General features: G+C 64.2%; 25 protein-coding genes. 15 read left to right on the top strand and 10 right to left on the bottom strand.

Annotated elements, in window-relative coordinates:
• Nucleotides 1-89 precede the first annotated feature (89 nt).
• On the bottom strand, nt 90-2,780 hold the full coding sequence (gene acnA, locus FJW08_RS15100; RefSeq protein ID WP_140811253.1) for an aconitate hydratase AcnA: 2,691 nt from the start codon (nt 2,778-2,780) through the stop codon (nt 90-92).
• 281 nt (nt 2,781-3,061) lie between these two features.
• On the opposite strand from acnA, the gene ccmA reads away from it, so the two are divergent.
• The 5 genes from ccmA (at nt 3,062) to FJW08_RS15070 (ending at nt 5,742) form a co-directional block, all read left to right on the top strand.
• Entirely contained in the window at nt 3,062-3,670 is a 609-nt protein-coding gene (ccmA, locus tag FJW08_RS15095; RefSeq protein WP_140811252.1) for a heme ABC exporter ATP-binding protein CcmA, read from the top strand.
• Nucleotides 3,671-3,866: 196 nt separating this feature from the next.
• Entirely contained in the window at nt 3,867-4,532 is a 666-nt protein-coding gene (gene ccmB, locus FJW08_RS15085) for a heme exporter protein CcmB (protein WP_027146188.1), read from the top strand.
• Nucleotides 4,532-4,915 carry an Imm50 family immunity protein gene (locus tag FJW08_RS15080; RefSeq protein ID WP_140811251.1) on the top strand — a complete coding sequence of 128 codons (384 nt, stop codon included), beginning with the start codon at nt 4,532-4,534 and terminating at the stop codon, nt 4,913-4,915. Before ccmB ends, FJW08_RS15080 begins: the two co-directional genes overlap by 1 nt.
• Before the next feature lie 78 nt (nt 4,916-4,993).
• Complete coding sequence (ccmD, locus tag FJW08_RS15075; RefSeq protein ID WP_127280270.1) at nt 4,994-5,167, top strand: heme exporter protein CcmD; 174 nt, start codon at nt 4,994-4,996, stop codon at nt 5,165-5,167.
• Nucleotides 5,164-5,742 (top strand): DsbE family thiol:disulfide interchange protein, encoded by a 579-nt coding sequence (locus FJW08_RS15070; RefSeq protein WP_140811250.1) that lies wholly within the window; start codon nt 5,164-5,166, stop codon nt 5,740-5,742. Before ccmD ends, FJW08_RS15070 begins: the two co-directional genes overlap by 4 nt.
• Before the next feature lie 159 nt (nt 5,743-5,901).
• Here FJW08_RS15070 and FJW08_RS15065 read toward each other — a convergent pair whose 3' ends face one another.
• On the bottom strand, nt 5,902-6,069 hold the full coding sequence (locus tag FJW08_RS15065) for a hypothetical protein (protein ID WP_023774506.1): 168 nt from the start codon (nt 6,067-6,069) through the stop codon (nt 5,902-5,904).
• Between the two features lie 253 nt (nt 6,070-6,322).
• Here FJW08_RS15065 and FJW08_RS15060 point away from each other — a divergent pair, with 253 nt between their 5' ends.
• Entirely contained in the window at nt 6,323-7,243 is a 921-nt protein-coding gene (locus FJW08_RS15060; RefSeq protein WP_140811249.1) for an SMP-30/gluconolactonase/LRE family protein, read from the top strand.
• A 23-nt stretch (nt 7,244-7,266) separates the two neighbouring features.
• The gene (locus FJW08_RS15055; protein WP_140618294.1) at nt 7,267-7,476 is read left to right on the top strand and encodes a 4-oxalocrotonate tautomerase family protein; all 210 of its coding nucleotides are present in this window, start codon (nt 7,267-7,269) and stop codon (nt 7,474-7,476) included.
• A gap of 48 nt (nt 7,477-7,524) precedes the next feature.
• On the opposite strand, the gene FJW08_RS15050 is transcribed toward FJW08_RS15055, so the two are convergent.
• From FJW08_RS15050 to FJW08_RS15015, 8 genes are all read right to left on the bottom strand, one after another.
• Nucleotides 7,525-8,055: an NADPH-dependent FMN reductase gene (locus FJW08_RS15050; RefSeq protein ID WP_140811248.1), complete on the bottom strand. Its 531-nt coding sequence runs from the start codon at nt 8,053-8,055 to the stop codon at nt 7,525-7,527.
• A gap of 35 nt (nt 8,056-8,090) precedes the next feature.
• A complete protein-coding gene (locus tag FJW08_RS15045) occupies nt 8,091-8,711 on the bottom strand; it encodes a pyridoxamine 5'-phosphate oxidase family protein (protein ID WP_140811247.1) in 621 nt (206 codons plus the stop codon).
• 70 nt (nt 8,712-8,781) lie between these two features.
• Nucleotides 8,782-9,456, bottom strand: a complete 675-nt coding sequence (locus tag FJW08_RS15040) for a septation protein A (protein WP_140811245.1) — start codon at nt 9,454-9,456, stop codon at nt 8,782-8,784.
• Between the two features lie 54 nt (nt 9,457-9,510).
• Nucleotides 9,511-11,016, bottom strand: coding sequence for a signal recognition particle-docking protein FtsY (ftsY, locus tag FJW08_RS15035; RefSeq protein WP_246682352.1), 1,506 nt, complete (start codon nt 11,014-11,016; stop codon nt 9,511-9,513).
• A gap of 441 nt (nt 11,017-11,457) precedes the next feature.
• Nucleotides 11,458-12,783, bottom strand: a complete 1,326-nt coding sequence (mtaB, locus tag FJW08_RS15030) for a tRNA (N(6)-L-threonylcarbamoyladenosine(37)-C(2))-methylthiotransferase MtaB (protein ID WP_140811243.1) — start codon at nt 12,781-12,783, stop codon at nt 11,458-11,460.
• Nucleotides 12,783-13,667 (bottom strand): diaminopimelate epimerase, encoded by an 885-nt coding sequence (gene dapF, locus FJW08_RS15025; RefSeq protein WP_140811242.1) that lies wholly within the window; start codon nt 13,665-13,667, stop codon nt 12,783-12,785. The genes mtaB and dapF overlap by 1 nt, the downstream gene beginning before the upstream one ends.
• 132 nt (nt 13,668-13,799) lie before the next feature.
• Nucleotides 13,800-13,961, bottom strand: a complete 162-nt coding sequence (locus FJW08_RS15020; protein ID WP_140811241.1) for a DUF1328 family protein — start codon at nt 13,959-13,961, stop codon at nt 13,800-13,802.
• 74 nt (nt 13,962-14,035) lie between these two features.
• Nucleotides 14,036-15,046, bottom strand: coding sequence for an MBL fold metallo-hydrolase (locus FJW08_RS15015; protein WP_140811240.1), 1,011 nt, complete (start codon nt 15,044-15,046; stop codon nt 14,036-14,038).
• A 215-nt stretch (nt 15,047-15,261) separates the two neighbouring features.
• Here FJW08_RS15015 and FJW08_RS15010 point away from each other — a divergent pair, with 215 nt between their 5' ends.
• The 8 genes from FJW08_RS15010 (at nt 15,262) to sucD (ending at nt 22,072) form a co-directional block, all read left to right on the top strand.
• Nucleotides 15,262-15,705 (top strand): hypothetical protein, encoded by a 444-nt coding sequence (locus FJW08_RS15010; RefSeq protein ID WP_140811239.1) that lies wholly within the window; start codon nt 15,262-15,264, stop codon nt 15,703-15,705.
• A gap of 137 nt (nt 15,706-15,842) precedes the next feature.
• Nucleotides 15,843-16,382: a protease inhibitor Inh/omp19 family protein gene (locus FJW08_RS15005; RefSeq protein ID WP_140764041.1), complete on the top strand. Its 540-nt coding sequence runs from the start codon at nt 15,843-15,845 to the stop codon at nt 16,380-16,382.
• Between the two features lie 98 nt (nt 16,383-16,480).
• A complete protein-coding gene (zapE, locus tag FJW08_RS15000) occupies nt 16,481-17,677 on the top strand; it encodes a cell division protein ZapE (protein WP_140811237.1) in 1,197 nt (398 codons plus the stop codon).
• Between the two features lie 394 nt (nt 17,678-18,071).
• Nucleotides 18,072-19,040, top strand: a complete 969-nt coding sequence (gene mdh, locus FJW08_RS14990) for a malate dehydrogenase (RefSeq protein ID WP_140811236.1) — start codon at nt 18,072-18,074, stop codon at nt 19,038-19,040.
• A 46-nt stretch (nt 19,041-19,086) separates the two neighbouring features.
• On the top strand, nt 19,087-20,280 hold the full coding sequence (gene sucC, locus FJW08_RS14985) for an ADP-forming succinate--CoA ligase subunit beta (RefSeq protein ID WP_140811235.1): 1,194 nt from the start codon (nt 19,087-19,089) through the stop codon (nt 20,278-20,280).
• Between the two features lie 4 nt (nt 20,281-20,284).
• Complete coding sequence (locus FJW08_RS14980) at nt 20,285-20,656, top strand: cupin domain-containing protein (protein WP_140811234.1); 372 nt, start codon at nt 20,285-20,287, stop codon at nt 20,654-20,656.
• Between the two features lie 3 nt (nt 20,657-20,659).
• Complete coding sequence (locus FJW08_RS14975; protein WP_140764055.1) at nt 20,660-21,157, top strand: DUF1579 family protein; 498 nt, start codon at nt 20,660-20,662, stop codon at nt 21,155-21,157.
• A gap of 12 nt (nt 21,158-21,169) precedes the next feature.
• A complete protein-coding gene (gene sucD / locus FJW08_RS14970) occupies nt 21,170-22,072 on the top strand; it encodes a succinate--CoA ligase subunit alpha (protein WP_140811233.1) in 903 nt (300 codons plus the stop codon).
• The last annotated feature ends 113 nt before the right edge of the window (nt 22,073-22,185 follow it).

The following is a 22,185-nucleotide window of genomic DNA, read 5'->3' as shown; positions in this document are numbered from 1 at the left end:
GTAGGGGAGTAGGGGAGTAGGGGAGTAGGGGAGTAGGGGAACCTTCCCGGCTTAAGTTCCTTATTCCCCTATTCCCTACTCCCTCATTGCTAAGCCGCCAGATCGCGCAGCACGTATTGCAGGATGCCGCCGTTCTTGAAGTAGTCGAGCTCGTCCAGCGTATCGATACGGCAGATGATCGGCACGTTCTTCACCGTGCCGTCGCCATAGGTGATCTTGGCGGTCATCGTCTTGCGCGGCTTGATGGCGCTCAATCCGTCGATCTCGACCAGCTCGTCGCCCTTCAGGTTGAGGGAAGCCCATGAGGTGCCGTCCTCGAACACGAAGGGGATGACGCCCATGCCGACCAGGTTCGAACGATGGATGCGCTCGAACGACTGGGCGATGACGGCGCGGACACCAAGCAGGTTCGTGCCCTTGGCAGCCCAATCGCGCGACGAGCCGTTGCCGTATTCGACGCCGGCGAAGATGACCAGCGGCACGCCTTCCTTCTTGTATTCCATCGCCGCGTCGTAGATCGATTCCTCTTCCTTCGTGGGATAGTGGATGGTGTAGCCGCCCTCGCGGCCGTTCTCGCCCAGCATGTGGTTGCGGATGCGGATGTTGGCGAAGGTGCCGCGCATCATCACCTCATGGTTGCCGCGCCGCGTGCCGTACTGGTTGAACTCGGCGACGCCGACGCCATGGTCGGTGAGGTATTTGCCGGCCGGCGAGGCCGCCTTGATCGAACCCGCCGGCGAGATGTGGTCGGTGGTGATCTTGTCGCCGAACAGGCCGAGCACGCGCGCGCCCTTGATGTCGCCGATCTTGCCGAAACCTGATGTCATGCCCGCGAAGTAGGGCGGGTTCTGCACATAGGTCGAATTGTTGTCCCAGGCATAGGTCTGGCCTTCCGGCGCCTTGACGTTCTGCCAGTACTCGTCGCCCTTGAATACGTCGGCATATTTGCGGGCGAACAGCTCGCGCGTGACGTTCTTCTCGATGAACTCCTGGATTTCGGCCGAGCTCGGCCAGATGTCCTTGAGATAGACCGGATTGCCGTTCTTGTCCTCGCCGAGCGGCTCGGTGGTCAGGTCCTTGCTGACGGTGCCGGCGAGCGCATGCGCCACGACCAGCGGCGGCGAGGCCAGGTAATTCGCCTGCACGTCGGGCGAGACGCGGCCTTCGAAGTTGCGGTTGCCGGAGAGCACCGCGGCAGCGATCAGGCCCTTGTCGTTGATGGTTTTCGAGATCGGCGCCGGCAGCGGGCCGGAATTGCCGATGCAGGTGGTGCAGCCGAAGCCGACCAGGTTGAAGCCGATCTGGTCGAGCTCCTTCTGCAGGCCCGACTTCTCCAGATATTCCGCCACCACCTGGCTGCCGGGGGCCAGCGAAGTCTTCACCCACGGCTTCTGCTTGAGGCCGAGGCGGTTGGCGTTGCGGGCAAGCAAGCCGGCGGCAATCAGCACTGATGGGTTCGAGGTGTTGGTGCACGAGGTGATGGCGGCGATGACGACGTCGCCATGGCCAAGGTCATGGTCGGTGCCTTCGACGGCGTAGCGCTTGGAGATTTCGGCGGATTTCTTGTATTCGGTCTCCATCGCCTTGGCGAAGCCGGCCGGAATGCCTTCGAGCGCGACACGGCCTTCCGGACGCTTGGGACCGGCCATGGACGGTACGACGCTGTCCAGCTCCAGTTCGAGCAAGTCGGTGAAGACCGGGTCGGCGGAGCCGGCCTCGCGCCACATGCCTTGCGCCTTGGAATAGGCCTCGACCAGGGCGATGCGGTCCTCGCTGCGGCCGGACATCGTGAGGTAGCGGATGGTTTCCGAATCGACCGGGAAGAAACCGCAGGTGGCGCCATATTCGGGCGCCATGTTGCCGATGGTGGCGCGGTCTGCCAGCGTCATGTTGGAGAGGCCAGGGCCGAAGAACTCGACGAACTTGCCGACGACGCCCTTCTTGCGCAGCATCTGGGTGACGGTGAGCACGAGGTCGGTGGCGGTGACGCCCTCCTTGAGCTTGCCGGTGAGGCGAAAGCCGATCACCTCGGGCAACAGCATGGAGACCGGCTGGCCGAGCATGGCCGCCTCTGCCTCGATGCCGCCGACGCCCCAGCCGAGCACGCCAAGGCCGTTGATCATGGTGGTGTGCGAATCGGTGCCGACGCAGGTATCGGGATAGGCGGTGGTTTCGCCGTCCTCGGTGTTGGTCCAGACGACCTGGCCGAGATATTCGAGGTTGACCTGGTGGCAGATGCCGGTGCCGGGCGGCACGACGCGGAAGTTGCGGAACGCCTGCTGGCCCCATTTCAGGAACTTGTAGCGCTCCTCGTTGCGCTCATATTCGAGCTCGACATTGCGGGCGAAGGCCATCGGCGTGCCGAACTCGTCGACGATCACGGAGTGGTCGATGACGAGGTCGACCGGCACCAGCGGGTTGATCTTCTGCGGATCACCGCCGAGCGAAGCCATGGCATCGCGCATGGCGGCGAGATCGACCACGGCGGGAACGCCGGTGAAATCCTGCATCAGCACGCGGGCCGGGCGATAGGCGATCTCGACGCCGGCGGTGCCCTTGTCGGTCAGCCAGCCGGCCACCGCCTGGATCGAGTCCTTGGTGACGGAGCGGCCGTCCTCGTTGCGCAGGAGGTTTTCCAGCAGCACCTTCATCGAATAGGGCAGCTGGGCAATGCCGGTGAGGCCGTTCTTCTCGGCCTCGACGAGGTCGAAATAGACATACTCGGCGTCGCCCGCTTTCAGCGTGCGGCGGCAATTGAAACTGTCGAGGGATTTTGACACGTGCGATCCTTGTCTGTTCAGCCTGAAAGGGAACGGACGCCGATGGCATGCAATCACGCGCAAAGGTGCGGGTACGGCCATTTCCGCTGTCCGCTCCCAAGCAACCCGAGCCGTTCAAGGCGGCGCGTGCGCTGGTCCGGCGCTAATTCTGTTCCCGAGCCGACCGCTGGCACGGATGACCCGGATATAGAGAATTTTCTGGAATAGTTCTAGACAGTTGCAAAGCAAATTTGTGCGATGCGGCAGCGACGGTGCCGCATCGTTCCAGGGACAGGTACGGGATGCGGCTGATCGCCGAAAATCTGGGCGGCGAGCGCGGCGGCGCGACGGTGTTCTCCGGCATCGGGTTTGTGCTGGAGGCCGGACAGGCGCTGATCGTCACCGGGCCGAACGGTTCGGGCAAATCGACCTTGCTCAGGGTGGTCGCCGGCCTGCTGCCGAAAGCCGAAGGCCGCCTGCTGCTCGAAGGCGGCGGCGACGAATTCCCCTCGATCGCCTCGGCCTGCCACTATCTCGGCCACCAGAACGCGATGAAGACGGCGCTGAGCGTGACCGAGAATTTGCGCTTCTGGCGGGAGTTCCATGGCGAAGGCCGGCTCGATGTGGAGGAGGCGCTGGAAACAGTCGGGCTGGGCGGCATCGGCCATTTGCCGTTCGGCTATCTCTCGACCGGACAGCGACGCCGCGCGGCGATCGCGAAACTTCTGGTCAGCCACCGGCCGTTGTGGCTGCTGGATGAGCCGACGGCGGGGCTGGACAAGGCCTCGGAGGCGCGGTTCGCGGGACTGATGCGCGGGCATTGCGCGGATGGCGGGATGATCGTGGCGGCGACGCATCTGCCGTTGGGATTGGAGGGGGCGAAGGCGTTGGCAATGGGGGAGGCCCTTTGATGTCAGCACTCTACGGCGCCCCCCTCTGTCCTGCCGGACATCTCCCCCTCAAGGGGGGAGATTGGATGTCATCCCGGCCTTCGCCAACATTCAACGTGGGAATGCCGGCGCGGCGTGCAAACTGCCAATCTCCCCCCTTGAGGGGGAGATGGCCGGCAGGCCAGAGAGGGGGGCCTGGGCGCAGGCATCTCAAACCATGCTAGCCCTCCTCCTCCGCGACATCCGCCTTTCGATCCGCGCCGGCGGCGGCGCGTTGACCGGCGTCATCTTCTTCCTCGCCGTCATCGCCACCATCCCGTTCGGCGTCGGGCCGGACCTCAAGCTCTTGGCCCGCATCGGCCCGGCGATCCTGTGGATCGGGGCGCTGCTTGCCTGCCTGCTCGGGCTCGACCGGCTGTTCCAGGCCGACCGCGAGGACGGCTCACTCGATCTGCTGGTGCTCGGCAACGACCGGCACATGCTGGCGCTGACGGTGCTGGTGAAATGCGTGGCGCATTGGGCGGGCAGCGTCTTGCCGCTGGTGGTCGCCGCGCCGCTGCTCGGCCTGTTCATGAACATGGAGCCGTTGGCGATCGGCGCCACGGCGCTGACGCTTCTGGTCGGCACGCCGGCCATCACCTTCATCGGCGCCGTGGGCGCCGCGGTGGCGGTGGCGCTGCCGCGTGGCGGGCTCTTGATCTCGGTGCTGGTGCTGCCGCTGACCATCCCGGTGCTGATCTTCGGCGTTTCGGCAAGCTATGGCGCGACGGCCAATCCCGATCCGTTCCTGCAGCCTTTCCTCATTCTTGCCGCGCTGACCTTGTTCCTTGCGGTGCTGGGCCCCGTGGCCGCGGCGCTGGCGCTACGCCATGGTACGGATTGATGTGGCCGCTACGCATTGAAAACCCGATCTTCCTGCAGAACATCTACGGCAACTATCCCGATCTGTCGTCCGTCGAGATCACATCAGCAGCGATGAACCGCGACGGCCCCAGCATGCACCTCTCGTTTATGTCGACAGTGCTTCCCTATCGTCCGCCGGCCAAATGGGGTGAGTTCAACGCAGTGTCTTTCGGGCTCGAATTCATCGGGATCGAGACGATCAGCCTGCGCAAATTCCAGAGCAACGGCTTGAGCGCCATTAGGATGTGGGATGACGCAGGCAAAATTCTGCTCACCTGTGAAGGCACCGTACGGCTTTCGCTGACATGCCAAGCTATGCATATTTCCAGTATTTGGGGTTTTTTGCTGTCGAAGGCGCCATAACCGCAAATCTGCCGCAGACGCCATTCATTGCGGCGGACGGCCGCCCCAGTTATGAACTGGCAAGCCTTGGATCGAGAGATGAGCCCGCACGCCCTTTACGTCACCGCCGCCTACGCCATCACGGCGATCGTGCTGGCCGGACTGATCGGCTGGATCCTGCTCGACCAGCGGGCACGCAAGCGCGAACTCGCCGAACTCGAGGCGGCCGGGGTGCGGCGGCGCTCCGACAAGACCGGGGCGGGAAAGCCGTGAGCAGCGAAACCGAAACGCCGCCGCCGACCCGTCGCCGCCTGTTCGTGTTTCTGCCGCTGCTGGTCTTTCTCGGCCTGGCCGGACTGTTCCTGTCGCAGTTGTTGTCGGGGCGCGATGTCGCGGAAGTGCCGTCGGCTTTGATCGGTCTGCCGGCGCCGCAGACCAGCCTGCCGCCCCTGGAGGGCAGCAATCTGCCGGGGCTCGATTCGAAAGCCTTCGCCGGCAAGGTCACGCTGGTCAACGTCTTTGCGTCGTGGTGCGCGCCATGCCGGGAAGAACACCCGGTGCTCCTGGCGCTGGCGCAGGACAAGCGGTTCGTGATGGCGGCGCTGAATTACAAGGACCGGCCGGAAAACGCCCGCCGCTTCCTCGGCGACCTCGGCAACCCGTTCCAGGCGATCGGCGTCGACGAAGCCGGCCGCACGGCGATCGACTGGGGTGTCTATGGCGTGCCGGAAACCTTCGTCATCGGCAAGGATGGCAAAATAGCCTACAAGCATGTCGGCCCGCTGACGGCCGAGTCTGCCAAGGAGCTTCTGCTGCCGCAGATCGACAAGGCGCTCGCGGCGTATTGATATTCAGGTGATGCCGGCCTGCAAATGGAGGCTTCCCGCGCTTCCGGCGCTCACGTACTTAAGTACGCTCCGCTCCGGTTCTCGGAACCACCATTTTCGGCTCGGCCTGACCTGAATCTCAAAGCGCCTGGGCGGCGCCGAGACACTCGACTGAAGAAATCAGCCGTAGATCTGCTTGTGGATCTGGTAGAGCATTTCCGAGCGGTCGGCCCGCATGTCAGCTAGATCGCGGCTGGAGAAGCTGTCGATTTCGGCGACGAGGCGGTTGTAGTGCTTGCGCTTTGCGATGCTGCTGCGAGCGCGGGTCATGAGATCGTTGAAGATCATAGCAAGGTTCCTTCTGTGCCGCATTCTCGCGGCTGGTTCTTCCTCCCTTGATCGATACGGAACATGACATAGTAATGGTGCATTGCAAAAAGAAGATGTTGCAATGCACCATTGCGCTGCGTGCATAGCCGGTTAATGGCGTCCTAAGGGACGCCCTGTCCGTTTTGTCTTACAAATTGCTGATACCCCGTCTTGCCAGATCGGTCGCGGGCTGGCTTGATCCCTGGCGTCACGTGATGCCGGGAGGAAATGCATGGCGGCCGCAGACTATTACGAAATTCTCGATCCGCGTTTCGCGCGCCTGTTCAACGGCAACGCGCAAGTGGAGAAACTGTTCACCGGTTGCCGCTGGGCGGAAGGGCCGGCCTGGTTCGCCGCCGGCCGCTATGTCGTGTGGTCCGACATTCCGAACAACCGCATGCTGCGCTTTGACGAGACCGACGGCAGCGTCAGCGTGTTCCGTCAGCCGTCGGGCAATTCCAACGGCAACACCGTCGACCGGCAGGGCCGGCTGGTCACCTGCGAGCATTCGGGCCGCCGCGTCAGCCGCACCGAGCATGACGGCTCGGTCACCACCGTCGCCGCCAAATGGAAGGGCAAGCCGCTGAACTCGCCCAACGACGTGGTGGTGAAGTCCGACGGCTCGATCTGGTTCACCGACCCGACCTATGGCATCGACACCGACTATGAAGGCGACAAGGCCGAGAGCGAGATCGGCGCCTGCCATGTCTACCGGGTCGACCCCGACAGCGGTGAGGTCGAAGCGGTGATCACCGATATGGTCAGGCCGAACGGGCTTGCCTTTTCGCTCGATGAAAGCCTGCTCTACGTCGTCGACACCGGCCGCACCCATGGCGCGCAGAATCCGGCGCATATGCGGGTGTTCAATGTCGGCAAGCACGGCAAGAAGATTTCGGGGGGCAAGGTGTTCGCCGACTGCACCGCCGGCCTGTTCGACGGCTTCCGGCTCGATGCCGACGGGCGTATCTGGACCAGCGCGGCCGACGGCATCCATTGCTACGATCCGGACGGCACGCTGATCGGCAAGGTCAAGGTGCCGGAGGTGACCGCCAATTGCGTGTTTGGCGGCGCCAAGCTGAACTGCCTCTACATCGCCGGCACCACCTCGCTTTATGCGGTGCGGCTGATGGTGAATGGGGCCAAGACGTACTGATCAGGAATGAACGGGAGGACGTTATGCCATTCGTCAACATCCGCATCGTCAAGGAAGTGATCGCCGCCGATCCGGCCGGCAAGAAGGCTGACATCGCCAGGAAAGTCACGGCGGCCATCATGGACGCCACCGGACTTGGCAATGACGATGTCTGGGTGGTCTTCGAGGAAGTCAATGCCCGCGACTGGTATGTCGGTAAGACCGATGTCGAGACATTGCGGGGGAAGAAGTAAGGTGCCTCTTCCTTCTCCCGTTGTGGGAGAAGGAAGAGAGGCCGCCGCTCATCGCGTGCGGATGAAATCCGCGAAGGCCGTGAGCGTCTCGCGCATCGCCAGCACGTTTGCCGGCTCAGCCAGAATACTCGCCACCTCCGGTGGCTTCTTGCCGAGCAGGGCAATCTCCGGTCCGCCTTCGAACAGCGCGAACGACATGGTGCGCATGATCTCCGCCAGCGCCGCGCGGGCATGGAGCGAGCGTGGCGAGGCGTGCGCCAGCATGGCCGGTTTGCCCACGGCAGCGTCGCGCGAGACCAGCCAGTCGAGCGCGTTCTTCAGCCCGCCCGGCACGCCATGGGCATATTCGGGGCAGGAGACGATGATGCCGTCGGCGCCGGTGACGGCGTCGATCAGGTCGGAGGCTTCGCGCGGCGTGCGCTCGCCCTCGTCGTCGGGGTTGAAGATCGGTAGTCGGCCAAGCCCGTCATAGACGGTGACGAGGCAGCCCTCGGGCGCGTTCAATGCCAATGCCGCGACCAGGGCCGAATTGGTGGAGGCCGCCCGCAGGCTGCCCGAGATGGCAAGAAGATTGAGCAAGGCAGGCAGGTCCGGGCGATTCGTGGGCCGAAACCCTACCACATCGTTTGCTTGTACTCGTCGTCCAGCCAGCGGTCGGTCGCCTCGGCCGAATCGGCCAATGCCAGTTGGTCGCGCAGGATCTGGCCGAGCGTCGGCAGCGTCGCGCGGTCGTACCAGCTGTCGGGCTTCCACAGATCGGAGCGCATGAAGGCCTTTGCGCAATGCATGTAGGCGGCCTTGACGGCGACCACGATGATGCTTTGCGGCGCCTTGCCGTCGATCGCGAGGCGCTCGCGCAAGGCGGCATCCACGGTGATGCGGGCGTCGCCGTTGACGCGCAGCGTCTCGTTCATGCCCGGGATGAGAAAGAGCAGCCCGACCGAGGGATTGCGCAGGATGTTCTCCAGCGTATCCAGCCGGTTGTTGCCGGGCCGGTCGGGGATGGCGATCGTCTTCTCGTCGAGAATGGCGGTGAAGCCGGGCTTGTCGCCTTTCGGGGTGACGTCGGCATTGCCTTCGCCATCGGACGAGCCGATCAGCACGAACGGGCTCTTGCCGATGAAGGAGCGGCAATGGCCGTCGAGCGCCTTCAGTTCCTTGCGGATCGAGCCATCGGTCGAACGTGGGGTCTTGTAGATCGTCCGCAGCTCTTCCTGGGTGGTGACGAATTCCATGGCTCTCCCCTTTGTTTGTCTCGACGCAATTCCGGACGGAAAACCGCTACACACTTTTCCTGGAATTGCTCTATTTGCCGGCGTTCTCTTCTTCGCCGGCCTTGTCGTCGAGCGAATGGCACAGGATCAGCGGCATCTGGCTGAAGGTGAACAGAAGCGTGATCGGCATGATGCCCCAGACCTTGAAGGTAACCCAGGTGTCGGTGGAAAAATTGCGCCAGACAACTTCGTTGACGACGGCCAGGAACAGGAAGAACAGGCCCCAGCGGAAGGTGAGCTTGCGCCAGCCTTCGGCATCGAGCTTGAAGGCGGACTCGAAGACATAGCCGAGCAGCGAGCGACCGAAGAAGAGGCCGCCGAGCAGCACGCCGCCGAACAGGGTGTTGACGATGGTCGGCTTCATCTTGATGAAGATGTCGTCCTGCAGATAGAGCGTCAACGCGCCGAAGATGAAGACGACGACGCCCGACACCATCGGCATGATCGGCAAGGTCCGGGTGAGCAGCCACGAGGCGATCAACGCGATCGCGGTCGCGGCCATGAACAGGCCGGTGGCGACGAAGATAGGGCCGCCAAACTCGGCCAGCACGGGTAATTTCTGCGTCAGCCACTCGCCGCGCGCATTGGCGAAGAAGAAGACCATCAACGGTCCAAGCTCCAGCGCCAGCTTGAGCACGGGATTGACGCCTTCCTTCTTCTCTTTCTGCGGGTCGGACGGATCGCGTTCGAGAATGGGTGGGTTCATGGTTTCCTTCTTACGCACGATCCAATCCGGAAGCACTTCCGGCATCGTGCTTGTTCAAGCCACGCCAGCGATCGCCCTGGCGAATTCGCTTGCCGAGAAAGGTTCGAGGTCGTCGACCTGTTCGCCGACGCCGATGAAATAGACCGGCAATCTGTGCTTTGCCGCGATCGCCACCAGAATACCGCCGCGCGCCGTGCCGTCCAGCTTGGTCATCACCAGGCCATTGACGCCGGCGACATTGCGGAAGATCTCGACCTGGTTGAGCGCGTTCTGTCCGGTGGTGGCGTCGACCGTCTGTAGCACCGTGTGCGGCGCTTCGGGATCGAGCTTGCCCAGCACGCGGACGATCTTTTCCAGCTCCGCCATCAGTTCGGTCTTGTTCTGCAGCCGGCCGGCGGTGTCGATGATCAGCACGTCGGAGCCCGCTTCTTTTGCCCGTTCGAAGGCGTCGTAGGCGAGACCGGCGGCATCGGCCCCGAGCTTGGAGGCAATGACCGGTGATTTCGTGCGCTCGCCCCAGATCTTCAGCTGTTCGATCGCGGCGGCCCGAAAGGTGTCGCCGGCGGCCAGCATCACCGACAGGCCGCCATCGGTCAGCTTGGCGGCGAGCTTGCCGATCGTCGTGGTCTTGCCGGTGCCGTTGACGCCAACCACCAGGATGACATGCGGTTTGTGCGAAAGGTCGAGCTCGAGCGATTTTGCGACCGGGGCGAGCACCTTCTCCACCTCGGCCGCCATGACGGCGCGCACCTCCGTGTCGGAGACGTCCTTGCCGTAGCGGCTCGAGGCCAGTGAATCAGTGACGCGCAACGCCGTTTCCACGCCGAGATCGGCGCGGATCAGCACGTCCTCCAGGTCCTGCAGCGTCTCCTCGTCCAGCTTGCGCTTGGTGAAGACGCCGGCAATGTTGCCGGTCAGTTCGCGCGAGGACCGGGCAAGCCCGTCCCGCATGCGCTGGAACCAGGATCGCCTCTGCGCCGGCTCGGGCGCCTTCTGCGGCTCGGCCTTCTGCTCGACCTTCTTGGCGACGGTCACCTTGCCGGGCGCGGGTTTTGGTTCGGGTTGCGGGACCGATTGAGGCTCGGGCGCAACCTCGGCAATGATCGGTTGTGTTTCGACCGGTGCAGGCTGGCGAATGGGAGGGGCGATTTCCGCTGGTGGAGCGGTTTCGATCGGCGATGGGATAATTTCCGCAGGCCGGCGCAGTCCCTCATCCTCTCCCCGTGAAGGACGGGGAGAGGGGGGCGTCAGCGGTGAGCTTTTTTCTTTGACGTCGCTAAGAGCGGCGCCGGCATCGCGATCAGGCACCTTCTCCCCGTCCCTATACGGGGAGAAGGTGCCGGTAGGCGGATGAGGGGCAGCGCCGGCCTCTGAAGTCGGCTGCTCGGAGGCAGCCGATGGAGGCACTTCAACCGGCGATGGCGTAGGCACTTCGACCGGTGCAGGCACCCCGGCCGGCACTTCGACCGGCGGCGTCGGCACTTCGACGGGCGCGGGTTCCGGTTGCCTCTCCGGACGCGAGGGAACGATCTCCGGCTCGGATGGCGCGGGTGGTGGCACTTCTTGCGGCTGTGGCTCGGGCGTGGGCTCCGGCACGACCGGCGTCGTCGGAACCTCTTCGGGCGCAGGCGGTTCAGGCGTCTCGGGCGGGGGTGCCGGCTTCTCTTCCGGCGCAGGCTTCGGCTGCGGCTCCGGTTCTGACGGAACGGTCGGCTCCGGCGCTGGCGGAATGGTGGGGACAGGTTCGGGCTTGGGCTCCTCGCGCTCCGGTCTAGGCGCGGCCTGGACCGGAGCGGGTTCGGCCGCTGGCGGGGCTTCCGCCGTCGGCTCCTCGCGCTTCAAAAACTCCGGCACCGCCTGCTCGGCCGCCGGCTTCAGCGCGTCGAGCTGGTCCCATTTGATCGGCGGCAGCGGGGCGGTTTCGTCGACGCGCTCCTCGACGACCTCCTTCTTGCCGAACGAAAATATCTTCTTGAAAAAACCAGCCATGCTCTTGCGTTCTCAGGCGGCGTGGGCGGCAAGGGGGGCGGCTATCAGCCTGATGCCATCGTGGCCGGTTATATCAGCTTCGACGATCTCTCCCGGCGCTCCGGTGCCGAGTGCGGCAAGCGTGAACCCTTCGGTGCGGCCGAGGCCATCGCGCTCGATCAGGATCGACTGGCGGCTGCCGGCGAGCGAAGAGAGATGCCTGACATAGGCTGCTTCGCCGGCGGCGCGCAGCCGGGCGGCGCGCTGCTTGACCAGCTCGCGGCGAACCTGCGGCATGCGCGCGGCGGGCGTGCCTTCGCGCGGTGAAAACGGGAAGACGTGGAGATGGGTCAGGCCGCATTCCTCGACGATTTCCAGCGAATTCTCGAACATGGCGTCGGTCTCGGTCGGGAAGCCGGCGATGATGTCGGCGCCGAAAACAATGCCGGGACGCAGCTTGCGCACATCCTCGCAAAAGCGGATCGACTGGTCGCGCAGATGCCGGCGCTTCATGCGCTTGAGGATCATGTCGTCGCCCGACTGCAGCGACAGATGCAGATGCGGCATCAGCCGCGGCTCGGTGGCGATGGCGTCGAGCAAGTCCTCATCGGCCTCGATGGAATCGATGGAAGACAGCCGCAGGCGCTTCACGTCGGGTACCTGTTTCAGGATGGTCTTCACCAGCTTGCCGAGCTTCGGCGCACCGGGCAGGTCGGCGCCGAAAGACGTCATGTCGACGCCGGTCAGCACGATCTCGGCATAGCCGTTGCCCGCCAGCCGCTTGACCTGCTCGACCACGGCGCCCATCGGCACCGAGCGCGAATTGCCGCGGCCATAGGGGATTATGCAGAAGGTGCAGCGATGGTCGCAGCCGTTCTGCACCTGCACGAAGGCGCGTGCCCGGCCCTCGATGGCGTCGACCATGTGGCCGGCGGTCTCGCGCACCGAGAAGATGTCGTTGACGCGCGCCTTCTCGGTGTCGTTGACACCGAAATCAGGCAGCGCGCGATAGGAATTGGCCTTGAGCTTCTCCTCATTGCCAAGGACCAAATCGACCTCGTCCATGGCGGCGAATTTTTCGGGCTCGGTCTGCGCGGCGCAGCCGGTGACGATGATGCGCGCGGCCGGGTTGTCGCGGCGCGCCTTGCGGATCGCCTGCCTGGCCTGGCGCACCGCTTCGCCGGTGACGGCACAGGTGTTGAAGATCACGGCGCCACCTGCCAGCGCGGCGAGGCCCGCACTTTCGGCCTCGCGCCGCATCACTTCGGACTCATAGGTGTTGAGGCGGCAGCCGAAGGTCACCACGTCGATGCGGCCGGGCTGCTTCGCCACGTCGACGCCTTTGGCAAGAGCGGACATCAGGCCGCGCTTTCGGTGTCGCGGGTCCATTTCCCGGTCGACGGATCGAAGCTGCCGGAAAATTCCCATTCGGCCGCGCCGGTCAGGATGACGTGGTCGTCATCGCGCCACTCGACGTGCAGCGTGCCGCCGCCGGGGGTCAAAAGGTTGACGCTGCGGCTCGTGCGCCTGGTGCGCGCCGCGGCAACGACAGCCGCGCAGGAGGCGGTGCCGCAGGCCTTGGTCAGGCCGGCGCCGCGCTCCCAGGTGCGGATGATCATGCTGTCGGGCGAGGTGACCTGCGCGATGGTTATGTTGGCGCGCTCGGGAAAGATCGGATGGTTTTCGAGCAGCGGACCGAAACGGTCGAGTTCATAAGTCCAGACGTCGTCATCGACCCAGAAGATGGCGTGCGGGTTGCCCATCGAGACGGCGGAGGGCGAATGCAGCACCGGCGCGTCGATCGGGCCGACCTGCAATTCGATCATGCGGGTATCGCGGAACTCCTCGGCCAGCGGAATGTCGCGCCAGCCGAAGCGCGGGGTGCCCATGTCGACCGAGATCGAGCCGTCGGCGTGTTCTCGGGCATTGAGAATGCCGGCCACGGTCTCGAACGTGAAGGTCTTCTCGCCGGTCTCGGCGGCCAGCGCCTGGACGACGCAGCGCATACCGTTGCCGCAAGCCTGAGCGCCCGACCCGTCGGAGTTCAGGATGTCGACGAAATAGGCGGTGCCCGGCGTCCTGGCGTCGTGGATCGCCATGATCTGGTCAAACCGCGTCGCCGCGTCGGCATTCAGCGCGATGGCAGCGGCGGGCGTCACCCGATCCGCGCGGCCACGCATGTCGGCAACGATGATCTCGTTGCCGATGCCGTTCATCTTGGCGAAAGGGGCCGTGCCTGCCATTGCTCCGAAAATTCCATGTCCGTTCGGCGCTATATGGCGGAAACGGGCAGGAATTACCAGTGCGCAGCCGCTTTCAGGCGCCGGACCGAAGTCACGGCAAGGTGCCGGACCGAAGTCACGGCCAAGCCGGATTTACGTCACCGCGAAAACCCCGAACAAGATCAACAGGAAGATGATGAGCACGATGCCGATGAGAATGCGCGCGCCAGTGGCAGCGGCGCCGGCCAGCGCCGGCATGCCGAGCAGACTCGCCGCGGCGGCGATGATCAGGAGAATGATGATCCATTTGAGCATGGGAACGCCTCACAAGCCGAACGCATTGAAACCGGTTGAAAAACGCGGCTGTCGTGCTTGGGTTCCCGAGGCCATCAGATCCGAGGCACGTCCCAGATCTCGCCGGGCCGCAAGGCGCGGAAATGCTCTCGCGGCACGCCTTCGGCGTCCAGCGCTTCGACCAGCTTCCGCACCGGCTCGTCGAATGGCTCGTCGGTGAGCTGGAAGGTGCCCCAATGGCAGCCGGCGGCGAAGGCGGCGTTGCACAACAACATGCCCTGGACCGCTTCCTCGGGGTTCTGGTGCTGCGGCGCCATGAACCAGCGTGGCTCGTAGGCGCCGATCGGCAGGATGGCGAAGCGGAAACCGCCATGTTTTTTCGCCATCAGCCGGTAGTTGATGCCATCGTGGAAGCCGGTATCGCCGGCGAAGTAGATATTTCCGCCCGGCGTCTCGATGACGAAGCCGGCCCACAGCGCCATGCGCCGGTCGCGCGCCCCGCGCGCCGACCAATGATGCGCGGGCTCGATATGGATGGCGGCGCCGCCCGAGACATCGAACCTGTCGCTCCAGTCATGCGCGGAAAGCCGCATGCCAGGCACGGCGGCGGCGATGATGGCATCGTTGCCGAGCGGCGTCACCACCAGCGGATCGTGCTTCTCCTTCAGCCACCTCAGCGTGGCAAGGTCGAGATGGTCATAATGGTTGTGGCTGACCAGCACGAGGTCGATCGCCGGCAGATCGCCAAAGGCGATACCTGGTGGATTGACGCGGCTGGGTCCGGCAAAGGAGAACGGCGAGGTGCGTCGCGACCAGACCGGATCGGTGAGGATGTTCAGCCCGGCGGTCTGGATCAGCAAGGTGGAATGGCCGACCATGGTCACGGTCAGATCGGCGCCTTCGACCGTCGCGGCCGGCTTTCCCGGCGCGAAGGGGCTTCGGCTGGCAGGCGGCCATTTCGAGCGTTGGCCGCTGAACCGCCATTTCAGCAGGTCCGTAAAGGAGCCGGGCATCCGGCCGCCGGGATTGAAGAACAGGGTGCCGTCGAAATGATCGCTGGGCGGGCCGCTGTAGTAGCGGTTGACGGCTTTCTTCCTTCCGGCCAAGGTCTGCGCTCCGGCGGGTTTCGGTCAACTCTTTGTGTTTTCGCGCATTTCCCTAGGGAAAGCGCTGCCCGTTTTGCCCGGGAAAACCGCTGCGCACTTTTCCTGGAGACGTCCTAGACATAAGCCCTGCCGCGGCTGGCGCAAGCGTTTGCCGGCCGAAGGCCAAGGGCGGAGAAACGGCCTCGGCTAGGATCGCGGGTCGAGAGGACGATGCCATGGCGATGAAGCGGACCAAGACCCCCTGGATGAAGGCCGAGGATTTCGGCCGCTCGCTGCCGCCCGGCATCGGCGTCAACCTGCTGGTATCGGACATTGTGGCGATGGAGGCCTTCTGCCGCGACGTGCTTGGTGCCCAAGTGATCTATGCCGACGAGGATTTCGCGGCGATCGAGCTTCTGGGATCGGTGTTCATGCTGCATGCCGACCATTCCTATCTCGACAATCCGATGACGGGCTCCATCGCGGGCGCGGAGACGCGCGGCGCCGGCATCGAGCTGCGCCTCTATGGTGCCGATCCCGACGCGGTCGAGGCGGCGGCGCTGGACCATGGCCACATCGTGCTGGCCGGCGCGATCGACAAACCGCATGGTCTGCGCGAGTGCTATATCGTTGGACCGGATGGATATGTGTTCGTGCCGAGCGCGCCGCTCGCCGGATGAGTGCGATAAATTTGCAACAATCTTGCCGCAAACTCTATTTTAACCATATCGGGTTGAAATTTCGCCACCTTCTCCATCTTGGTGGAAGTGAGATTGCGCGGACGGCGTCCCCCCAGCCGAATCCGACGGAGGTTGTAATGAATTTTTCGAAAGGCGGCCTGGTGGCCGTATCCCTGGCGGCACTCGTTGCGAGCGGCTGCTCAACCTCACGGTTCTCGTCGATGGACGACCAGCAACCGGCGCCGTTGCAGGCGGCCCCCGCTGGCCAGGTGAGCTCGAACCAGCTGCCGCCGCCGGCCTCCCCCGGCACCACCGACCCGTCGCAATTCCCGACCGCGCCGGCGAACACGCAGGTTGCCTCGCTGCCGCCGGACGGCGCGGCGCCGGCAGGCGCCGCGGATCTCAACGCGGGAAGCGTCGCCGGTGTCTGGAACGTCAGCGTCTCCGGCCAGAGCTGCAAGGTGGCGACGCCGCAGACCAAATTCGGAGCCGGCTTCCGCGCCGGCCCGCTGCATTGCCCGCCGCCGATCGACGGCATCAAGTCCTGGAACGTCGCCGGCAAGCAGCTGACGCTTTATGACGAAAACGGCGGCTCGCTGGCGCGGCTCTATTCGTCGGGCGGCTCGAAATTCGACGGCCAGACTTCCAACGGGCAGCCGATCTCGCTTACGAGGTAAGCCTAGATGTGCTGACACTCAGGTGATGCCGGCGGCCTGACCTGAATCTCGACACACCCTCTCTCTTGGGCATCCTGCTCTGAACAACGACGTGACCGATGCATCTGCGTGACGGCCTCCAGACCCATGTGACCGTCAGGCAGCGCTACGATCATCTGGTGGAAACCGGCGCGATCGGACGCGATGCCGCGCAGGAAGAGATCGCCGCCGCGCTCGACCGGCTGATCGACGAGATTTCAGCCAAGCGGCTGGCGCAGAAGTCCAGTGCGCTGGGCTGGCTGTTTGCCCGCAAGCGCGAGACGCATGAGGCGGTCAAGGGCCTCTACATCCATGGCAGCGTCGGGCGCGGCAAGACCATGCTGATGGACATGTTCTTCGAGCTCTTGCCGGTCAGGCGCAAGCGCCGCGTCCATTTCAACGACTTCATGGCCGACGTGCAGGACCGCATCCAGAAGCACCGGCAGGCGCGCAAGGAAGGCGCGGTCAGGGAAGACGATCCGATCCCGCCGGTGGCCAAGGCGCTCGCCGAGCAGGCCTGGGTGCTGTGCTTCGACGAGTTCTCGGTCACCGACATCGCCGACGCCATGATCCTGTCCAGGCTGTTCTCGGCGCTGTTCGCCAACGGGGTCGTACTGGTCGCCACTTCGAACGTGGCGCCGCAAAACCTTTACCGTGACGGGTTGAACCGCCAGCTTTTCCTGCCGTTCATCGCCATATTGGAGCGCCACACGCAGGTGCTCTCGCTGGACAGCGACAAGGACTACCGGCTGGAAAAGCTCATCCGCACGCCGGTCTATGTCACGCCGGTGGGGGCGGCGGCTGACCAGGCGCTCGACGAGGCCTGGCAGGCGATGACGCGCGGGGCGCCGACGGCCGAGACGTCGCTGACGCTGAAGGGCCGCAAGGTGGTGGTGCCTGCCGCCGCCGGCGATGCCGCGCGTTTCTCCTTCGCCGACCTCTGCGAAAAGCCGCTCGGCGCGCGCGATTACCTGGCGATCGCCGGCCGGTTTTCGACCGTCTTCATCGACCATGTGCCGGTGTTGGGCGAAGGCAAGCGCAACGAGGCCAAGCGCTTCATCCTGTTGATCGACACGCTCTACGACCATCACATGCGCCTGGTGATGAGCGCCGAGGCGCCGCCGCACGAGCTTTATGTGGCCAAGCGCGGCGTCGAGGTGTTCGAATTCGAGCGCACAGCCTCCCGACTGATCGAAATGCAGAGCCGCGACTGGCTGGAGGATTGGGCGGAGCGGCGGAAGGCGAAGACGGAAGCGCAGCAGCAGGTACAGGCCTGAAATAGCCGCAAGCCGCGTTCCGACCCTGCGATCGGCGATTGCCACGATCATGAAATGGCCCGATTAAGCGAGATAGCTGGCAAGGCGATCGGGCCGCACCGGCTCGTCGAACGCATCGTCGGCAACCCGCATCACAAGGGCGTCATATCAGGGATTGAGCCTTCTGATCTCGATCGTCATCGTGTAAATTCCCCCAAGTCGGCTTACAAATTTTGACGTTTACGTAAATCCCAAACACTCTAACCGATTGAAAATGCAGGGGTCGAAATAATCGTTTGAATTTATTCCGCACCGGAGCTATTGGGTGCGGCGAAATCCGCGGTTCCCCGCAGCATTCCGGCCTCTTCCTCGACGCCGTGTTGGCGCGTCACAGACAAAGGGAAATCATCCTCACATGGCACGCAACAAGATAGCGCTTATCGGCTCTGGCATGATCGGCGGCACGCTCGCCCACATGATCGGCCTCAAGGATCTCGGCGACGTGGTCCTGTTCGATATCGCCGAGGGTATCCCGCAAGGCAAGGGGCTCGATATTGCGCAGTCTTCGCCGGTGGATGGTTTCGACTCCCGGCTGACCGGCGTCAACGACTATGCCGGCATCGAGGGCTCCGATGTCTGCATCGTCACCGCCGGCGTGCCGCGCAAGCCGGGCATGAGCCGCGACGACCTGCTGGGCATCAATTTGAAGGTCATGGAGCAGGTCGGCGCCGGGCTGAAGAAGTACGCGCCGAAGGCCTTCGTCATCTGCATCACCAATCCGCTCGACGCCATGGTGTGGGCGCTGCAGAAGTTCTCGGGCTTGCCCAAGACCCATGTCGTCGGCATGGCCGGCGTGCTCGACAGCGCACGCTTCCGCTACTTCCTGGCCGAGGAATTCAAGGTCTCGGTCGAGGACGTCACTGCCTTCGTGCTCGGCGGCCACGGCGATTCCATGGTGCCGATGATCCGCTATTCGACGGTGTCGGGTATTCCGCTTCCCGACCTGATCAAGATGGGCTGGACCTCGAAGGAGAAGCTCGACCAGATCGTGCAGCGCACCCGCGACGGCGGCGCCGAGATCGTCGGCCTCCTGAAGACCGGCTCGGCCTATTACGCGCCGGCCGCCTCGGCGATCCAGATGGCCGAATCCTACCTCAAGGACAAGAAGCGCGTGCTGCCTTGCGCGGCGCACCTCTCCGGCCAATATGGCGTCAAGGGCACCTATGTCGGCGTGCCCGTGGTGATCGGCGCCGGCGGTGTCGAGCGCGTCATCGAGATCGACCTCAACAAGGCCGAGCAGAAGATGTTCGAGACTTCGTTGGCGACCGTGCAGGGCCTGACCGAGGCCTGCGTCAAGATCGCGCCGCAGCTCGCCTCGAAGTAACCCCGCCCAAACGTCACCCCGGTAAACGACCTGGAGATAGTTCCCGATGAACATCCATGAATATCAAGGCAAGGCGCTGCTGAAGAGCTTTGGCGCGCCGGTGGCCGAAGGCGTACCGGTGTTCAAGGCAAGCGAGGCGGAAGCCGCGGCACAAGCGCTGCCCGGCCCGCTCTATGTGGTGAAGAGCCAGATCCATGCCGGCGGCCGCGGCAAGGGCAAATTCAAGGAGCTCGGCCCCGACGCCAAGGGCGGCGTGCGGCTGGCGAAGTCGGTCGCCGAGGTGGTCGCCAACGCCAACGAGATGCTCGGCCACACGCTGGTGACCAAGCAGACCGGCCCGGCCGGCAAGCAGGTCAACCGCCTCTATATCGAGGACGGCGCCGACATCGAGCGAGAGCTCTATCTCTCCATCCTGGTCGACCGCTCGGTCGGCCGCATCGCCTTCGTCGTCTCGACCGAGGGCGGCATGGACATCGAGGCGGTCGCACACGACACGCCGGAAAAGATCATCACCGTCGCCATCGACCCGGAAAAGGGTGTCACGGCCGACGACGTCAAGGCGCTCAATGGCGCGCTGAAGCTCGACGGCGACGCGGCCAAGGACGGCGGCACGCTGTTCCCGATCCTCTACAAGGCCTTCGTCGAGAAGGACATGAGCCTGCTCGAAGTCAACCCGCTGATCGTGATGAAGAACGGCCGGCTGCGCGTGCTCGACGCAAAAGTGTCGTTCGACAACAACGCGCTGTTCCGCCACCCCGATCTGATGGAACTGCGCGACACCTCCGAAGAGGACGAGAAGGAGATCGAGGCGTCGAAATACGACCTCGCCTATGTCGCGCTCGACGGCAATATCGGCTGCATGGTCAATGGCGCAGGCCTTGCCATGGCGACGATGGACATCATCAAGCTTTACGGCGCCGAGCCGGCCAACTTCCTCGATGTCGGCGGCGGTGCTTCGAAGGAGAAGGTGACGGCGGCATTCAAGATCATCACCAGGGACCCGGCGGTCAAAGGCATCCTGATCAACATCTTCGGCGGCATCATGAAGTGCGACATCATCGCTGAGGGCGTGATCGCCGCGGTCAAGGAAGTCGGCCTGAAGGTGCCGCTGGTCGTGCGCCTGGAAGGCACCAATGCCGATCTCGGCAAGAAGATCATCAACGACAGCGGCCTGAACGTCGTCTCGGCCGACGATCTCGACGACGCGGCCAAGAAGATCGTGGCGGCGGTGCAGGGCTGAGCCGGTGCCTCCACGCAAGATAAATCTGGTCGAGGCGGCGGATCGGACGATCACCGAGGTGTTCGATCCGCACATTGCCGGCGACGTCAATGACAGCCAGGCCAAGGTCGCCAAGTTCGGCGAGGCCTTCGATTGGCATGCGCATGACAATGAGGACGAAGCCTTCCTCGTGCTGCGCGGCAGGATCGCCATCGATTTCCGCGACGGTCCGGTCGAACTCGGCGAGGGTGACTTCATCGTCGTACCGAAGGGCACCGAGCACCGGCCACGCTCGCTCACCGCCGAGCCCGTGGTGTTGATGTTCGAGCCGGCGACGACGCTCAACACCGGCAACGCCAAGAGCGATCTCACCGTCACCGATCTGAAGCGGCTCTGACCCATGAACGCGGCGTCCTTCTCTTCGCTCTCGGCCGACCATCAGCGCCTGCAGGCGCTGGTCGGCGCGTGGCGCGGCGAGGAAGAGGTGGCGGACACGCAATGGGCCGATGGCGGCGCGGCGACCAGCGAAGTGCTGGCGGAAGCGGAGTTCGGCGGCCAGTTCGTGGTGCAGCGTTATCGTCAGCGCCGCGACGGCACGATTTCGTTCGGTTCGCATAACGTGTTCGGCGTCGACCATCAGAACGGCGTCGTGACCATGCACCAGTTCGATTCGATGGGCTTCGTGCCGGTGTCGCCTGCCACCGGCATGTGGAACGGCAGTGAACTCACTCTTGAGCGGTCGTCGCCGCGCGGCTTTGCGCGTGTGACGTATGCTTTCGACGATACCGACACCTACCGCATGCGATTGCATTTCAAACCCGCTGGCAGCGATGGCTGGCAAGACATGGTGAGCGGCGTCTACCGGCGCGTCTCGCCTTCCTCGATCAACGGTTTTTAGAAAAGGGCTCCGATGTCCATTCTCGTCGACAAGAACACCAAGGTGCTGGTGCAGGGCCTGACCGGCAAGACCGGTACGTTCCATACCGAACAGGCGCTGGCCTATCACGGGACAAAAATGGTCGGCGGCATCCACCCGAAGAAGGGTGGCGAGACCTGGACCGGCGCGAAAGGCGAGAGCCTGCCGATCTTCGCCGCGGTCGCTGAAGGCAAGGAAAGGACGGGCGCCAACGCTTCCGTCATCTACGTGCCGCCGGCGGGCGCGGGCGAAGCCATCATCGAGGCGATCGAGGCGGAGATCCCGCTGATCGTCTGCATCACTGAAGGCATTCCGGTGATGGACATGGTCAAGGTCAAGGCGCGGCTCGACCGCTCGGCCTCGCGGCTGATCGGACCGAACTGCCCGGGCGTGCTCACCCCCGACGAATGCAAGATTGGCATCATGCCCGGAAACATCTTCCGCAAGGGCTCGGTCGGCGTTGTTTCGCGCTCGGGAACACTTACCTATGAGGCTGTGTTCCAGACCACCAATGTCGGCCTCGGCCAGACCACCGCCGTCGGCATCGGCGGCGACCCCGTCAAGGGCACCGAGTTCATCGACATGCTCGAGATGTTCCTTGCCGACGACGAGACCAAGTCGATCATCATGATCGGCGAGATCGGCGGTTCGGCCGAGGAAGACGCCGCGCAGTTCCTCAAGGACGAGGCCAAGCGCGGCCGCAGGAAACCGATGGCGGGCTTCATCGCTGGGCGCACCGCGCCGGCCGGCCGCACCATGGGCCATGCGGGCGCGGTCATCTCCGGCGGCAAGGGCGGCGCCGAAGACAAGATCGCGGCGATGGAATCGGCCGGCATCAAGGTTTCGCCCTCCCCGGCGCGGCTGGGCACGACCCTGGTCGAGGCGATCAAGGGCTAAGGCAGTAGTGAGTAGGCAGTAGTCAGTAGTCAAAAAGGGAAGAACGCGCGAGTAGCAGCTGAGTGGGATTTCCATCTTTCTACTCACTACTGACTACTCACTATTCCCTCGAA

The organism is Mesorhizobium sp. B3-2-1 (assembly GCF_006439515.1).
GTDB lineage: Bacteria > Pseudomonadota > Alphaproteobacteria > Rhizobiales > Rhizobiaceae > Mesorhizobium.
This window is presented reverse-complemented; position numbering and strand designations above follow the sequence as displayed.

Bases quoted from the DNA above. Each gene is read 5' to 3' on its own strand.
- sucC (WP_140811235.1), top strand. From the start codon at position 19,087: ATGAACATCCATGAATATCAAGGCAAGGCGCTGCTGAAGAGCTTTGGC.
- FJW08_RS15010 (WP_140811239.1), top strand. From the start codon at position 15,262: ATGGCGATGAAGCGGACCAAGACCCCCTGGATGAAGGCCGAGGATTTC.
- FJW08_RS14975 (WP_140764055.1), top strand. From the start codon at position 20,660: ATGAACGCGGCGTCCTTCTCTTCGCTCTCGGCCGACCATCAGCGCCTG.
- zapE (WP_140811237.1), top strand. From the start codon at position 16,481: ATGCATCTGCGTGACGGCCTCCAGACCCATGTGACCGTCAGGCAGCGC.
- mtaB (WP_140811243.1), bottom strand. From the start codon at position 12,783: ATGTCCGCTCTTGCCAAAGGCGTCGACGTGGCGAAGCAGCCCGGCCGC.
- sucD (WP_140811233.1), top strand. From the start codon at position 21,170: ATGTCCATTCTCGTCGACAAGAACACCAAGGTGCTGGTGCAGGGCCTG.
- FJW08_RS15060 (WP_140811249.1), top strand. From the start codon at position 6,323: ATGGCGGCCGCAGACTATTACGAAATTCTCGATCCGCGTTTCGCGCGC.
- FJW08_RS15040 (WP_140811245.1), bottom strand. From the start codon at position 9,456: ATGAACCCACCCATTCTCGAACGCGATCCGTCCGACCCGCAGAAAGAG.
- ccmB (WP_027146188.1), top strand. From the start codon at position 3,867: ATGCTAGCCCTCCTCCTCCGCGACATCCGCCTTTCGATCCGCGCCGGC.
- FJW08_RS15065 (WP_023774506.1), bottom strand. From the start codon at position 6,069: ATGATCTTCAACGATCTCATGACCCGCGCTCGCAGCAGCATCGCAAAG.
- mdh (WP_140811236.1), top strand. From the start codon at position 18,072: ATGGCACGCAACAAGATAGCGCTTATCGGCTCTGGCATGATCGGCGGC.
- FJW08_RS15020 (WP_140811241.1), bottom strand. From the start codon at position 13,961: ATGCTCAAATGGATCATCATTCTCCTGATCATCGCCGCCGCGGCGAGT.
- ccmA (WP_140811252.1), top strand. From the start codon at position 3,062: ATGCGGCTGATCGCCGAAAATCTGGGCGGCGAGCGCGGCGGCGCGACG.
- FJW08_RS15080 (WP_140811251.1), top strand. From the start codon at position 4,532: ATGTGGCCGCTACGCATTGAAAACCCGATCTTCCTGCAGAACATCTAC.
- FJW08_RS15045 (WP_140811247.1), bottom strand. From the start codon at position 8,711: ATGGAATTCGTCACCACCCAGGAAGAGCTGCGGACGATCTACAAGACC.
- FJW08_RS15005 (WP_140764041.1), top strand. From the start codon at position 15,843: ATGAATTTTTCGAAAGGCGGCCTGGTGGCCGTATCCCTGGCGGCACTC.
- ccmD (WP_127280270.1), top strand. From the start codon at position 4,994: ATGAGCCCGCACGCCCTTTACGTCACCGCCGCCTACGCCATCACGGCG.
- dapF (WP_140811242.1), bottom strand. From the start codon at position 13,667: ATGGCAGGCACGGCCCCTTTCGCCAAGATGAACGGCATCGGCAACGAG.
- FJW08_RS15055 (WP_140618294.1), top strand. From the start codon at position 7,267: ATGCCATTCGTCAACATCCGCATCGTCAAGGAAGTGATCGCCGCCGAT.